The sequence below is a fragment of the Enterococcus devriesei genome (assembly GCF_001885905.1).
Taxonomy (GTDB): Bacteria; Bacillota; Bacilli; order Lactobacillales; family Enterococcaceae; genus Enterococcus_A; species Enterococcus_A devriesei.
In genome coordinates, this window is record NZ_JXKM01000004.1 from 16089 (window position 1) to 30197 (window position 14109).

12 protein-coding genes are annotated in these 14109 nt (G+C 43.0%); 9 read left to right on the forward strand and 3 right to left on the reverse strand.

Annotation, left to right across the window (positions count from 1 at the left end; translation table 11 throughout):
* Positions 1–211 precede the first annotated feature (211 nt).
* From serC to RV00_RS06710, 8 genes are all read left to right on the forward strand, one after another.
* Complete coding sequence (gene serC / locus RV00_RS06675; protein WP_071861836.1) at positions 212–1294, forward strand: 3-phosphoserine/phosphohydroxythreonine transaminase; 1083 nt, start codon at positions 212–214, stop codon at positions 1292–1294.
* Complete coding sequence (locus tag RV00_RS06680; RefSeq protein WP_071861837.1) at positions 1295–2482, forward strand: 3-phosphoglycerate dehydrogenase family protein; 1188 nt, start codon at positions 1295–1297, stop codon at positions 2480–2482.
* Positions 2482–3708: a DUF1015 domain-containing protein gene (locus RV00_RS06685; protein WP_071861838.1), complete on the forward strand. Its 1227-nt coding sequence runs from the start codon at positions 2482–2484 to the stop codon at positions 3706–3708. Before RV00_RS06680 ends, RV00_RS06685 begins: the two co-directional genes overlap by 1 nt.
* 82 nt (positions 3709–3790) lie before the next feature.
* Positions 3791–4891 (forward strand): SLC13 family permease, encoded by a 1101-nt coding sequence (locus tag RV00_RS06690; RefSeq protein WP_071861839.1) that lies wholly within the window; start codon positions 3791–3793, stop codon positions 4889–4891.
* Positions 4892–5009: 118 nt separating this feature from the next.
* Positions 5010–6161: a trans-sulfuration enzyme family protein gene (locus RV00_RS06695; protein WP_071861840.1), complete on the forward strand. Its 1152-nt coding sequence runs from the start codon at positions 5010–5012 to the stop codon at positions 6159–6161.
* 89 nt (positions 6162–6250) lie between these two features.
* Entirely contained in the window at positions 6251–6727 is a 477-nt protein-coding gene (locus RV00_RS06700; RefSeq protein ID WP_071861841.1) for a hypothetical protein, read from the forward strand.
* A gap of 21 nt (positions 6728–6748) precedes the next feature.
* On the forward strand, positions 6749–7252 hold the full coding sequence (locus tag RV00_RS06705; RefSeq protein ID WP_071861842.1) for a prolyl-tRNA synthetase associated domain-containing protein: 504 nt from the start codon (positions 6749–6751) through the stop codon (positions 7250–7252).
* Positions 7253–7566: 314 nt separating this feature from the next.
* Positions 7567–8916 carry a threonine/serine exporter family protein gene (locus RV00_RS06710; RefSeq protein WP_071861843.1) on the forward strand — a complete coding sequence of 450 codons (1350 nt, stop codon included), beginning with the start codon at positions 7567–7569 and terminating at the stop codon, positions 8914–8916.
* A 60-nt stretch (positions 8917–8976) separates the two neighbouring features.
* Here the strand turns inward: RV00_RS06710 and RV00_RS06715 are convergent, their stop codons facing one another.
* Together RV00_RS06715 and RV00_RS06720 are read right to left on the reverse strand one after the other, a co-directional pair.
* Complete coding sequence (locus RV00_RS06715) at positions 8977–9408, reverse strand: VOC family protein (RefSeq protein WP_071861844.1); 432 nt, start codon at positions 9406–9408, stop codon at positions 8977–8979.
* 72 nt (positions 9409–9480) lie between these two features.
* Positions 9481–11118 carry a putative polysaccharide biosynthesis protein gene (locus tag RV00_RS06720; protein WP_071862145.1) on the reverse strand — a complete coding sequence of 546 codons (1638 nt, stop codon included), beginning with the start codon at positions 11116–11118 and terminating at the stop codon, positions 9481–9483.
* A 340-nt stretch (positions 11119–11458) separates the two neighbouring features.
* Between RV00_RS06720 and RV00_RS06725 the strand changes: the two genes are divergently transcribed.
* Entirely contained in the window at positions 11459–12238 is a 780-nt protein-coding gene (locus RV00_RS06725; protein WP_071861845.1) for an ABC transporter ATP-binding protein, read from the forward strand.
* 131 nt (positions 12239–12369) lie between these two features.
* Here RV00_RS06725 and RV00_RS06730 read toward each other — a convergent pair whose 3' ends face one another.
* Positions 12370–14064 carry a M3 family oligoendopeptidase gene (locus tag RV00_RS06730; protein ID WP_071861846.1) on the reverse strand — a complete coding sequence of 565 codons (1695 nt, stop codon included), beginning with the start codon at positions 14062–14064 and terminating at the stop codon, positions 12370–12372.
* Positions 14065–14109 lie beyond the last annotated feature (45 nt).

The following is a 14109-nucleotide window of genomic DNA, read 5'->3' on the forward strand; positions in this document are numbered from 1 at the left end:
TGTCAAACAAAAGGTTGTCCTTAAAAATTTTTTTTGGGATAAAATTGCGAAGTGTTTTTTGCAAATCAAACTGAAACTTTTTCAGATAAAATGAAATGAAAAGCAAATTAGTTTAAAATTAGTCTTTTATCATTTAAATACTTCTGTTATAATTGGCATCACATCTGAAAGAGGTTACTTGTTTTATCAAATCGAAAAGGAGCGAATATGTATGACGATTTACAATTTTTCTGCGGGGCCTGCAGTCCTGCCAAAACCAGTGCTGGAGATCGCACAGTCCGAAATGCTTGATTATAAGGGCAGCGGCATGTCGGTGATGGAGCTGAGTCATCGTTCCTCCTTATTTGAAGCGATTATTCAAGACGCCGAAAGTTTATTACGAGAATTAATGGCGATTCCAGATAATTATAAAGTTTTATTTTTACAAGGCGGAGCCAGCTTACAGTTTTCAATGGTTCCTTTGAATTTAGCGCAAGGGAAAAAAGCGTTGTACGTCAATACCGGCTCATGGTCGAAAAAAGCGATCAGTGCCGCCAAAGCCTTAGAAAATATTGAAGTTGAAGTGATCGCCTCTAGCGAAGAACAGAATTTTACTTCTATCCCTGAGCTGCCTGAAACAGTCGATCAAAAGGCGGCTTATGTGCATATTACAACCAATAATACGATCGAGGGAACGGCGTATGCCAAGATTCCTTCCTATGGAGACGTACCGGTGGTGGCAGACATGTCATCAAATATCTTAGCCAATGACTATAAAGTAGAAGATTTCGGTGTGATTTACGCCGGCGCGCAGAAAAACATCGGGCCCGCGGGATTAACGGTCGCAATCGTTCGTGAAGATCTTCTCAATCAAGAGGCAGTTTTTGCTCCAATGTTGGATTACGCATTGCAGGCGAAAAACAATTCCCTTTATAATACACCGCCAACTTATGCGATTTATATCGCAAAATTGGTTTTTGAATGGGTCAAAGAGCAAGGCGGGGTAGCTGGAATCACCGCAAAAGACCGGGAAAAAGCACAATTACTATATGACGCCATCGAAAAATCAAACTTGTTCAAAAGTCCAGTAGAAAAAGCCAGTCGTTCACTAACCAATATTCCCTTTGTTACTGGTGATGAAGCTTTGGATAAAGCCTTTAACCAAGCGGCGTTAGTAGAAGGCTTTGAAAACTTAACAGGCCATCGCTCAGTCGGCGGCATGCGAGCCAGTCTCTATAACGCCTTTCCATTAGAAGGCGTAGAAGCACTGATTGCGTTCATGGAAAAATTTGAACAAGAAAATGGAGGGAATTAAATGTTTCAGATAAAAACATTCAACGCGATCGCTCCTGAAGGGATGGCGCGTTTTGATCAAGAAAATTATCGCATCAATGAAAGTGACGAACCAGATGGGATTATTTTACGCAGTCAGAAGCTCCATGAATATCAATTTCCCGAATCAGTGGTAGCTGTGGCGCGGGCCGGAGCAGGCACGAATAATATTCCAGTAAAAAAATGCACGGAGCAGGGAATCGTTGTTTTCAATACACCGGGAGCGAATGCCAATGCAGTGAAGGAGCTGGTGGTGGCCAGCCTATTGATTGCGGTGCGGCCAATGGTTCAAGGAATCGAATGGGTCCAAACGTTATCAGGCAGAGATGTCGAGGAGCAAGCCGAAGCACAAAAGAACCAATTTGCCGGAACCGAGCTTGAAGGGAAAAAATTAGGCGTTATCGGACTTGGTTCGATTGGCGCAATGGTAGCGAATGACGCCTATCGTTTAGGCATGGAAGTTACTGGCTACGATCCTTATGTCTCAGTAGATACGGCTTGGAGCATTTCTCGGCGGGTAAGACGGGCGACAGATATTAAAGAAGTGCTGACGAATTGTGATTTTATCACGGTTCATGTGCCGTTGACTGATCAAACGAAACATTTGATTGGACCGGATGAATTGGTCTTAATGAAAAATACCGCTCACTTGATGAATTTTGCTCGCGGTGAGATCGTCGATACTGAGGCCGTGGTCAAAGCGGTGAATGAAGAACGGATCGGCGGGTTTACGACTGATTTCGCCGATGAAAAATTGTTGCATAATGAGAAGATCACGGTCTTGCCGCACTTAGGCGCGTCAACCGAAGAAGCGGAAGTAAATTGCGCGAAGATGGCGGCTCGTGGCTTGAAACGGTTTTTAGAAACCGGGGTCATTAAACGTTCAGTCAATTTCCCTAATGTCGAGATGGCTTTTGATTCTCCTTATCGAATTACCATCATTAATAAAAATGTTCCGAATATGCTAGGCTCGATTGCTTCGGACATTGCTTCATTAGATGTGAATATCGACAACATGGTGAATCGCGGAAAAGACGATTACGCCTATACACTAGTCGATGTGTCAGAGACAGATCCGCAAAAAATCGCGGCGATCACAGAAAAATTGGCCCAAAACGAAGGGATTGTCCGAGTTCGAGCGATTAAACGGGATGAGGAGAGTGAATTTTAATGGTTAAAGTTCATCCATTTAAGGGAATTCGTCCCACTTCAGCGTTAGCTGCACAAGTAGCGGCCTTGCCTTACGATGTCGTAAATTCGCAAGAAGCGAAAGAACTTGCAGTGGGAAATCCTTATAGTTATTTTCATATCGATAAAGCTGAGATCGATCTGCCTGAGGATATTTCCCCCTATGATGAAAAGGTTTATCAAAAAGCCGCCGATAATTTAGCAGATTTCTTAAAAGCCGGCTGGCTCTTTAAGGAAGAGCAAAATTATTTCTATCTTTATGAATTAGTCATGAATGGGCGCAGCCAAACCGGGATTGTCGCTTGTACGTCGATTGAAGATTACATTGACGAAAAAATCAAAAAGCATGAGTTTACTCGTCATGAAAAAGAAATCGATCGAATGAATCACATCCGGACTTGTGATGCCAATACTAGCCCGATTTTTTTAAGCTATCGACCAAAGACTGAGATCCAACAAATCATTAAAGCTTGGCAGCAGGAGTATCAGCCGGTTTATGATTTTACCAGTTATCATGAGGTGACACATCGCGTTTGGGTAATTGATCAAGGTGACACGATCGAGAAGTTGACGAAATTATTTACTGAAGTTGAGGCGCTTTATATCGCCGATGGCCATCATCGGACAGAATCGGCGGTGAAAATCGGACTTGAAAAACGCGAAAATGGTGAGCAAAATCCTGAGACAGAGCAATTCTTGTCGATTATTTTTCCAGAAGACGAATTGGCCATCTGGGAATATAATCGGGTCTTGAAGGTCGCTCCGCCAGCTGATTTCTTGGAACAATTAAAAGAAAATTATTCCGTGACGAAATCAGGTGTCAAGAAACCGAAACAGGCCGGCGATTGCCAGCTGTACGATGGCGAAGCTTGGTATACCTTGACAATTAAGGCGGAGAAAATTCCAAATGATCCAGTGGAAAAATTAGATGTGGCTTTGCTGCAAAAGTATGTTTTCGAAACCATTTTTGATATTCAAGACATTCGTACTGATAAACGAATCGATTTTATTGGCGGAATTCGTGGCGCAGCAGAATTGGAAAAACTAGTCGATTCAGGGGACTTCAAATTGGCTTTCTCTATGTATCCGACGCAGATGAAGGATCTATTGGCGGTGGCCGACGCGAAAAAAATCATGCCGCCAAAATCAACTTGGTTTGAGCCCAAATTATTAAGCGGCTTGTTCTTACATGATTTAGAAACGAAATAATAGAAGTTCCCGATGCCTATCGGGAGCTTTTTTTTGCCAGAATTTTCCTTCATAGGGTATGCTAAAAGTGGAGGCGAGACAGATGAGAAGAGTTTTGGATTTTATACAAGCCAATAAATTATTGAGTATCTCGTTGTTTTTGGCGATCATCAGCTGTCTGGTGGGACGCTTTTCAGCGGGGGACATTGATTATAAAGTGATCCTGACGTTGTTTGGGCTAATGCTCTTGATTCAAGGGTTTGAACAAGTCGGGCTTTTACGGTTTGTGGCACAGAAATTATTGCATCACTCGCAGGACAGCCGACGTTTGGTTCAGCTAATGGTACTGCTGTCGTTGATCGGATCGATGTTTTTGACCAATGACGTAGCGATCTTGACCTTGCTGCCGATCTATCTAAAGATCTTGAATCTGTTGCCGAAGTTTAAAGGACGTTTGCTTGGGAGTGTCTTGATTATTGTTGCGGCAAATCTAGGCAGCAGTTTTTTCCCCTTTGGCAATCCACAAAATTTATATCTTTACGATTATTATCACGTGGCTTTTAGTCAATTTCTCCTATGGATGGGTTTGGTCCTATTGGTGAGCATCATCGCTTTATGGCTGTTGACTTTATTGGTAGCGAAGGACTCATTGGAGGAGATCGAATTCAAACAAGCGACTTTTGCGCGGAACGAAAGTTTTTTGCTGGCAGCTTTAATGGCTATCATGATCTTAGTCGTTTTGAATCTCTTTCCTTATCAATGGACGGTGCCTTTGGTAGCCTTAGCTGTTTTCTTTTATCGCCGGAGTTTATTTAGACGAGTGGACTATGGTTTATTGGCGACCTTCGTCTGTTTCTTTATTATTGTCGGAAATATTGGTGAAGCGGATTTCATTCGAGAAAATCTGCATGCATTATCGAGTAAACAAGTTTATCTAACAAGTATTGGAATGAGTCAAGTGATCTCCAATGTTCCGGCGGCGTTTTTGATCGCGCCTTTTACCGATTATCAGCAGGCGGTCATTTTAGGGGTTAATATCGGTGGACTAGGAACACTCTTAGCCTCTTTAGCCAATTTAATCGGCTACAATCTTTTCCATTCCTTTTATCCCGATGAAACAAAACGTTTTTTGGGTCTCTTTAGCCTTGTCAATTTTGGCTTATTAGTGATCTTAGGCGGCATCTTTTTCTTTTTCATACATTAGAAATCACCAAGAATTCCTGAAAGAGCGCTAAGTTTCTTATGGGAATCTTTGCAAAAATGCTGAAACCGCTTTATTTAATGCTAAGCTTGCATTGTAGAAATGACAGGAGGGATTTACGATGCGAGATAATACAAAATTAATTCATGGGTATAATGTCTTTGACGAAGTGACAGGGGCGTCTTCGATACCGCTTTATCAATGCTCCACCTTCAAGCAAACGTCTATCAAGGAAGGGCAGGACTACACCTATTCCCGCTTCGGTAATCCGACTCGGAGTGCGTTAGAGGAAGCGGTGGCGACAATGGAAGGAGGTCGTTATGGAATCGCCTTTGCTTCAGGGATGAGTGCGATCTCAGCGGTACTATTAAGTTTTAATCAAGGCGATCATTTAGTCATGTGTAAAAGCATCTACGGCGGGACTTTCCAGCTGGTGAATGAAGTGATGAAGCGTTTTGGGATCGAAGTCACCTTTGTGGATGAAACGGATCTGACGGCCTGGGAAAAAGCGATTCGGCCGAACACCCGAGGCCTTTATCTTGAAACGCCTTCAAATCCATTGCTACAAGTCACCGATATTCAACGGGTGGTTGCCTTAGCCAAAGCCCATCAATTGGTGACGATGATCGACAATACCTTTATGACACCGCAATTTCAAAAACCGTTGGCTTTAGGCGTCGATGTCGTGATCCACAGTGCTACGAAGTTTATCAACGGTCATAGTGATGTCGTCGCAGGTCTGGTGGTCACTAATGATGAAAAATGGGGTCAGCAGATCAAGTTGCAGCAAAAGGTTCTTGGTGGCATCTTAGGGGTTGAAGATTGCTGGCTGACGATGCGGGGCATGAAGACGATGGGATTGCGAATGGACCAAAGTGCCCGTAGTGCTGAAAAAATTAGTCAGCTATTAGAAGATCATCCCGCGGTCAAAAAAGTTCATTATCCGGGACTAGCAAGCCATCCTGGCTATAGGATTCAGCAAAAGCAAGCAACTTCCGGCGGAGCAGTCTTATCTTTTGAATTAGCCGATCAAGCGGCTGTTTACAGCTTTGCGGAAGCCTTAGAGCTACCGATCGCCGCCGTCAGCCTAGGGGGAGTAGAATCGATTTTATCTTATCCAGTTACCATGAGTCATGCTTGTGTACCCAAAGAGGAACGAGAAAAGCAAGGGGTGACTGAGGGTCTGTTACGTTTATCGGTAGGAATCGAGGACACGGAAGATTTACTGGCGGATTTGGAGCAGGCTTTAGGTAAATTGAAGCCACTTTTTTAATAAAAAGAAGCGAGAGTGTGGAATTTTTCTCCATGCTCTCGTTTTTTTCGGTTATAATGGAAGCATCTTTTTGAAGAGGGGAAAACCAGATGAGCCAAAATCTATTACGCCCCGAAGTGTTGATTACAATCGTGGTCGCCTGTTTGATCACTTTTTTTGTCACACGGTGGGGAATGAAACGAAAAAAACATGCCACGATCGCTGAAAAATCAGAACCAATTAAAGCACCTGAACCAACAACAGATGTGTTGACGGTTTTTGAACAGTCATTGGCGATCTTACAAAGCTATAAGCAGCATCTAAATCAATATGGCTATCCCTATTTCAAAGAAACGACCCCTTTTGTTTTGCAACAGCTGCAAGCCGAAGCGGACAGTTTGGTTACAGAGCAGGCTAGAGAGAATCAAAAAGCGCAAACGCTATTGTTAGACAATATCGCTCAACTTCAGCGATTTATGGAACAAGAGGTTACGGATTCTAAAAAGCTAGAGTTAGAAGTCTCGAATCATGTGAACAAAATCATCATCACGTGGCGTAAGCTAATCAAGGAGTTTTCGAATCAATAGGAAATGACAAGGAGGAGTGAAATGGCGAAAGCGACCGACACAGAAGTGTATCAGCTGTTATCAGAGTGGCAAATTCCCTATGAACGAGTGGAGCATCAAGCCGTTTATACGGTAGCGGAGATTGATTTTTCTATCGATGGGACTGAGGTCAAAAATTTGCTGATGCGGGGAAAGAAGAGCAAGCAAAATTATTTTATTATTTGTCCTAGCGAGAAACGGTTGGATATAAAAGCTCTGGCAAAAATCCTCGGTGAGAGTCATTTATCCTTTGCTTCGGCGGAGCGGCTCTTTGGTTTACTGGGATTGACCCCTGGAGCTGTCACGCCGTTAGCCTTGCCTCACGATAGGGAGCGGCAAATTACTTTAGTGATTGATCAGGCGATTGATCAAACGGCCAAGATTGGCTTTCATCCCAATGTCAATACGGCCACTTTAGTGCTGGCCTTTACTGATTTTCAACGTTATTTAACCAAGCTTGGGATTCAGCCAGTCTATTTGGTATTGCCAGAGCAAGCCACGGCTTAATTCTTAATGGAAGAGGGAATTCGATGTTTTTGATGGTCTGCTTTTAGTTTGGCCGCTAATTTTGGGAATAACCTCAATATGAAAAATAAATTTGGCTTTAGCTTGAATGTATTAATAGGTCTGGCACTGATTATTTATGGCATTCTTCACTTATAATAAATCAAAAAGGCTTCACGAAAGCACTCAAAACCTGAGGGCGTTCGTGAAGCTTTTTTGAAAATCGAGGTAATAGTTTTCAAGGTTCTCAAAATTTGCGATAATAGATTAATAAGTATAAAAACGTTGTTGATCTGAAATGACGTGAAGGAGGCAGAATGAATTCAACGAATCAGCCGCATGAAGCTGGAAAGCATAATTTTCAGCACACGATGTCTTTGTACGAAGAAAATTTTATTCCAATGGAGGATGTGCCAATCTTACTGACGGATCTGCCTACCAAGTCGGCGATTATCGGTCGAATCGGGATTATGTTTCTGGCTTGTGGAACTGGGGCATGGCGGATTCGTGAAGCCATGAATAGGGTTGCTCGTAATCTTGACGTGATTTGCAGTGTCAGTCTGGGGATTCGTTCGCTTGAATATACTTGCTACCAGGGAAATGAAAGCTTGACGCGGATTCTTTCGATCCCCAACGTAGGGGTCAATACGAACCGGTTGGCGGATTTGGAACGACTAGTCGATCGTTTTAAGGCCGATTATTTAAATGAAAACGCCAAGGAGATTCATCATCAGTTGGATGCGATTCAAGCTAAAAAGGGGTTACATTCCACATTAGTCAGTTGTTTGGCGTCCGGTGTAGCTTGCGGTGCTTTTATTTTTTTATTAGGCGGCGGAATCATTGAACTTTTTTGCACTTTTATTGGAGCCTTTATCGGACAATTTTTCCGGAAGAAAATGCTGGATAAACAATTGACGTTGACTGCTTGGATCATTCTCAGTGTCTTCACGGCGTGCTTGTTTTATGGCATCAGTTTTTATGCGCTGGCTTATTTTTTGCCTATCAAGATGAGCCATCAAGCAGGCTATATCGGGGCGATGCTCTTTATTGTACCGGGCTTTCCCTTTATCACCAGCTGCTTGGACTTGGCTAAACTATACATGCGATCAGGGATTGAACGACTGGTCTATTCTATTTTGATCCTTGCCATCGCGACTCTTAGTGCTTGGGTAGCAGCGCTAGTTTTAAATTTGCAGCCTCAGCCCTTCGTGCCACAGGATCTTTCGCCGCTGCTGTTGTTTATTTTACGGATCATCGCCAGTTTTTGCGGCGTCTATGGTTTTTCAATTTTATTTAACAGCCCGCACAAAATGGCGGCTACTGCTGGATTGATTGGAGCGGTATCCAATACACTGCGGTTGGAGTTGATCGATGTATTCAATTTTACGATTGCTACCGCAGCGTTAGTGGCGGCGATCGTCGCAGGTCTTTGCGCAACTTTTTTCAATAAGGAAGAACATTATCCGCGGATTGCTCTAACGGTACCTTCGATCGTGATCATGGTGCCGGGTTTCTATATTTATACGGCGGTCTATTATATGAGCGATTATCAGATTGGACAAGGCGCGACTTGGGCAACGAAAGCGTTGCTGATTCTATTATGTTTACCGTTAGGATTAACGATTGCTCGCATGATCACGGACAAAGAATTTCGCTACTGCACGTAAAGACGATTTGAGAGAATAAAAGCTCGTCAATCTAAACTGATAGATTGGCGAGCTTTTTTACTATTCTGGGTAATGAAATACTTCGAAGCGAAGCCCGTCCGGGGATTCAAAAAAGACCGCATAGTAATGAGGGGCAATTTTTTCTTTGTATTCTCGCGGCTCATCATGCAAGATCTTCGCTTCAGTCTGCTTTAGCCCCTGATAAAAAGTATCAACAGCTGCACGACTTTCTGCAAAAAAAGCAAGATGCTGCAAAGCTCCAGGTTTTCTGGCATCTACTTGCTCCTGTAAATATTCTTTTTTAGGAGAACAGATTCCGAAATCAAAGTTTTCGCCTAAATACTCGATGACTTGCATATCGGCATGTTCCAGATAGCCTTTAAATTTTTGGCTAATATCATAGCCTAATAGTTCAAACAACTGATCATAAAAAGCTTCGGCCTTTTCAACATCAGGCACAGTCACTTGAACGTGATGGATCGGATACTTCATAAAAGCGCCTCCTTTTTTTTGAAATTATAAATTAGGCACACAAAATTTTGTGTGCCTGATAACATCATTCAATTAACGGATATGCAGTCTTCTGCGGATACCATCAACACGAGGTCCGAGTAATTTGTCGGCCATGCGCGTTTTCAAAGCCAGCACAATATACGCCAAACCGCCGCAGGCTGCCACGATCAAAATAATAATCATTGATTGGATTTTCGAATCGGGACTCAAGACCAATTCACAGCCAAACTTCGCAATCACGGCAACCACACCCATTACTAGTGACATGCCAGTGATTTTTGTGAAAGATTCAATCGTTGCTCGGAATGGGAAGCGAGACAAGACATGAATTCGATCTAATAAGAACATATTTGCAACTAAGAGACCTACAAAAGTTGCGATCAAAGGGCCATAGGCTTTGAATAAGAAAATCAGCGGGAATTGGGTAACGACTTTTACCCCGATCCCGATTCCTAGAAAACCAACGGCTTGCATATTGCCGTCTAATCCTTGGAGCATCGTTGAGCAGACCATGAAGAGTCCCATCATGATACCAACAACACAGGAAGCGGCCAATAATTGCGCCCCCAATGGATTTGGACGATAGAACAAGGTATTTAAAGGATAAGCTAGGACGATCATACCCACGGTAGCTGGCATCATCACAAAGAATAGCAATTGAAAATTATTTGTGACTAAATTAGCCAAGCCGGCTTGATCTTTTTTCGTGAAGCGTTCGGTGATCAAAGGTAGTCCAGCAGTAGCCATCGCGGTTCCTAACGCAATAACGACCATCGTCAATTTATCCGGATTGGCTGAGATCAACGCGAAAAGATCCGCATTTTTGGCGGCAGAATAATTCGTGACGATCGTCATAATTTTTTCAAAGGAGTATTGATCGATTAATTTGAAAATACTGATCCCGCTGCCGACAATAATAAATGGAATGGCTTGCGCAATCATTTGCATTACAAGTTGGCGGCCAGAGAAGCTGATTTGATTACTGCTTTCCTTAACCAACTGACGAAAGGCGGTACGTTCTTTTAATAAGGAGAACATCAGTACACCCATAGCGAAAGCTACCCCAATAAAGGCCGCAAAGGTGGAATGAACGACGGCGGTTTTGTAGCTGCCGTTATTGATCTTCATAATGATATAAGCCGAGACCAGCATATAACATACGCGAGCGATCTGCTCAATGATCTGTGAAATGGCATATGGCTTCATATTGCTGTTTCCTTGGAAGAAGCCGCGAATCACACTCATCGCAGGGAAAATCAAAAGGACGACGCTTAATGAACGCATCACCGGAACGAGATCCGGATTTCCTTGTGATAGGAAGGGGGCGCCAACGAACATAATGCCCGCACAAATCACACCGCCAATCGTCATCAGCCGCAAGGTATAGAATAAAAGTTTTTTACTAAGTCCATATTCATTCATGGAATTGTAACGGGCGGTCTGCTTCGCTACCGCCGCTGGAATTCCCGCGGTGGAGATCATTAGAAACAACGCGTAAACATTGTAGCCCTTGGTATAAAGATAGTTGGCTGCTTCTCCGTGAGGCTGCATCCACATGTACCAGGGGATCACATATACGGCACCTAGTAAGCGCGAGAAGATATTCCCCACAGTTAGCCAAGCGGTACTTTGGACCATTTTTTCTTGGGCAGTCGCTTGCTTTTTAACAGGCGCAGAGACTTCCTCCATTTGTTTTTCTGGTTGTTCCATATTTTCTTTGGTCGGTTTGACCGTTTCTGTATGATAACGCGCCATTCGCGAACGAGGTTCGTTTTTCGGTAGGGCGTTGTCTTGTCTATTATTTGTCATATATACCAGCTTTCTCCAACAGTGTCCTCCATATTTTACCTGTTCTGTCAGCGACTTACAATCCTGTAAGAAAATCTTTAAGAAATCGGTCTAAAGCGGGGGCTTTTGCTCATTTTGATCGACGAAAATTTCAAGCGCTGTGGTGATTCAAAAAATAAGATAGCTTTTCTGTGATTTTTCTAATAAAATGATGAAAATAGGAGTGGGAGGGAGTAGACGTATGGAAATTTTATCCTTTGAGCAAATTGATTTTATTCGTCAAAAAAAATATTTATTAGAATCAATCAATTGGCGGATCAATGCAGGGGAAGATTGGTCCATTCTTGGATTGAATGGAGCAGGAAAAAGCTTGATGCTACAAATGATTTCGGGTAACCTATGGCCGACAACGGGCCGACTGACCGTTTTAGGCGAAGTTTTTGGTCGCACTTCGATTCCTGATTTAACGAAGCGAATCGGCTGGGTCAGTCAATCTTTGCAGGAACGGATTCATCGGGAGGAACTAGCGGAGCTGATCGTGCTGTCGGGAAAATTCGCTAGTATTGGCATCTATCAGCATTTTTCTCAAGAAGATGTACAGGAAGCGAAAGACCTGTTGGCTTCATTAGGGGGTGAAAAACTAATCGGCAAGGTCTATCAAATTTTGTCCCAAGGGGAGAAACAGTTGGTCCTGATCGCCCGAGCATTAATGGGAAAACCGGAACTATTGATTTTGGATGAACCTTGCAACGGTCTGGATCTATTTGCTCGTGAAGATTTGTTGCGACGAATCGAAAAATTGAAGCAAGCTGCAGACGCGCCAAGTTTACTTTATGTCACTCATCACACCGAAGAAATTTTGCCACTTTTGAATCAAGTCTTGATGATTCGCGATGGCAAGATTTTCAAACAGGGCAAACGAGAAGAATTACTGACCGAATCGGTCTTAAACGCATTTTATTTTCGACCGATTGCGCTTCACTCCATGGGTTCCGACCGCTTGATGGTGGTACCTAAATAAAGGTATTTTTCAAGGTTAAGACGTTGTTGAGACAACTATAAGTGAAGGGAGTGACAGAGGCTACTCGCGATTCTTGGAGTCTTGCTAAAGTAAAAAAACATCGGCCGGGCACCGATGTTTTTTACTTTAGCTTATTTTAATTCAACTTCTGAAATATCGGCCAAATAGTCACTTGCGATGTTTAGTAGTTCCGTCATTTTGTCGTAGTCAAAAGGCGAAGCAAGATGGCCGTAGCTTACGGTCTCTAAAAAAGTCTTCGTTCCGCCGATGCGACAAATGGCGAGGTAATCTTCCCAAACAGTGGGGTCTTCCGTGACGATCCGTCGTTGCCAAAATTGCAGGGCGCAGACTTGTGCCAGCGTATAATCGATATAATAGAAGGGGACTTCAAAAATATGTCCTTGACGATACCAATAAAGCCCGCGCGCCAAAGCGTCAGATTCTTGATAGTTACGCTCTGGGCAATAGCTTTGTTCTAATTTCCGCCAGCACTGCTTGCGTTCCTCCGGTGTCCAGCTTGGATGAAGATAGACTTCTTCTTGGAAATGATCCACTAAGGCGCCATAAGGCAGTAACTGCAATGCACCGCTTAAATGTGCGAATTGATATTTTACACGTTCGTGAGGGAAAAATTTTTCCATCCACGGCCAAGTTAAAAATTCCATACTCATGGAGTGGATCTCCGCCGTATCAGAAGTAGGAAAAACGAGTTCCGTTTCTACGATCCAGCGGGATAGATAACTTTGAAAGGCGTGACCGGTCTCATGGGTCAAGACATCAACATCATCGGAAGTACCGTTGAAATTTGCAAAGATGAAGGGCATCTGCAGACCGTCAATAAATTCACAATAACCGCCACTTTGTTTACCAGGACGACTGCTGAGGTCCAACAGTTCTTGATCGATCATTTGCTCGAAAAAGTCTCCCGTTTCAGGTGATAATTCATGATACATTTGCTGGGCCTTTTGAACTAAGTCGTCTCCCTTAGGCTGGGCATTTCCAGTAGGGAACACTAATGGCAGATCATAGTGATAAAAATCTTTTAGCTGCAAGCGATCTTTTTGTCGTTGATACAATTTTTGATTGATGGGAACGACAACCTCAATAATAAATTGACGGAAGGACTGTAGTTGCTTGCGATCATAGCTCCAGCGATTCATTAAGCGGTCGCCATATTCCACGTAGTTTTCAAAATCTAATTGTTGGGCTTGTTGATGGCGTAACTGAACTAGTCGATCAAAAATAGCATCGAATTCTTTTTCATGGGCGACAAAAAAGGCCTCGTAGACTTTATGAGAGGCTTTGCGGACAGAGCGTTCAGTAGCGGTGAAAAAAGCCGCTAATTCTGACAAGGTCAATGTCTGGCCTTGAAATTCTAGTTGAGCAGAAGCAATGAGCTGGGTGTATTGACTAATGGTTTCGTTTTCTTGCTGTTTCAAGGAAACCACCGCGTCATTCAACAGCCGTAGCTGATCTTCGGCATAGAGAAAAAGAGTCTCGGGAAATTCTTGTTTTAGTTCCACTTCAAAAGCCGAGTCTAATAATTTTTCATAAAACTCGTTGTGGAGTTGATCGATTAAGGGCTGGTGATGATCCCAAAAATCATTTTCAGCACGATAAAAAGAGTCATTGGTATTGATTGAATGACGAATATAGGCCAGCTTAGCATTAGTTGCAATCTCACTGCGTAATTGGTTCAGCTGGTTCAAGGCTTTTTTAGCCTCAGAATAATTAGAAGCCGTAGCAAACAGTTGCAAGGCTTGCCGAAACGCTTTTTCGTATTGTTCCAGTTCAGGACGTTGATAAGGATAAGTTGAAAAGGACATGACGAACCTCCAATAGATAACTTTTTTGTAAGTATAACAAAAAAA

Bases quoted from the DNA above. Each gene is read 5' to 3' on its own strand.
- RV00_RS06730 (WP_071861846.1), bottom strand. From the start codon at position 14,064: ATGTCCTTTTCAACTTATCCTTATCAACGTCCTGAACTGGAACAATAC.
- RV00_RS06720 (WP_071862145.1), bottom strand. From the start codon at position 11,118: ATGGAGGAAGTCTCTGCGCCTGTTAAAAAGCAAGCGACTGCCCAAGAA.
- RV00_RS06700 (WP_071861841.1), top strand. From the start codon at position 6,251: ATGAGCCAAAATCTATTACGCCCCGAAGTGTTGATTACAATCGTGGTC.
- RV00_RS06680 (WP_071861837.1), top strand. From the start codon at position 1,295: ATGTTTCAGATAAAAACATTCAACGCGATCGCTCCTGAAGGGATGGCG.
- RV00_RS06705 (WP_071861842.1), top strand. From the start codon at position 6,749: ATGGCGAAAGCGACCGACACAGAAGTGTATCAGCTGTTATCAGAGTGG.
- serC (WP_071861836.1), top strand. From the start codon at position 212: ATGACGATTTACAATTTTTCTGCGGGGCCTGCAGTCCTGCCAAAACCA.
- RV00_RS06690 (WP_071861839.1), top strand. From the start codon at position 3,791: ATGAGAAGAGTTTTGGATTTTATACAAGCCAATAAATTATTGAGTATC.
- RV00_RS06715 (WP_071861844.1), bottom strand. From the start codon at position 9,408: ATGAAGTATCCGATCCATCACGTTCAAGTGACTGTGCCTGATGTTGAA.
- RV00_RS06695 (WP_071861840.1), top strand. From the start codon at position 5,010: ATGCGAGATAATACAAAATTAATTCATGGGTATAATGTCTTTGACGAA.
- RV00_RS06685 (WP_071861838.1), top strand. From the start codon at position 2,482: ATGGTTAAAGTTCATCCATTTAAGGGAATTCGTCCCACTTCAGCGTTA.
- RV00_RS06725 (WP_071861845.1), top strand. From the start codon at position 11,459: ATGGAAATTTTATCCTTTGAGCAAATTGATTTTATTCGTCAAAAAAAA.
- RV00_RS06710 (WP_071861843.1), top strand. From the start codon at position 7,567: ATGAATTCAACGAATCAGCCGCATGAAGCTGGAAAGCATAATTTTCAG.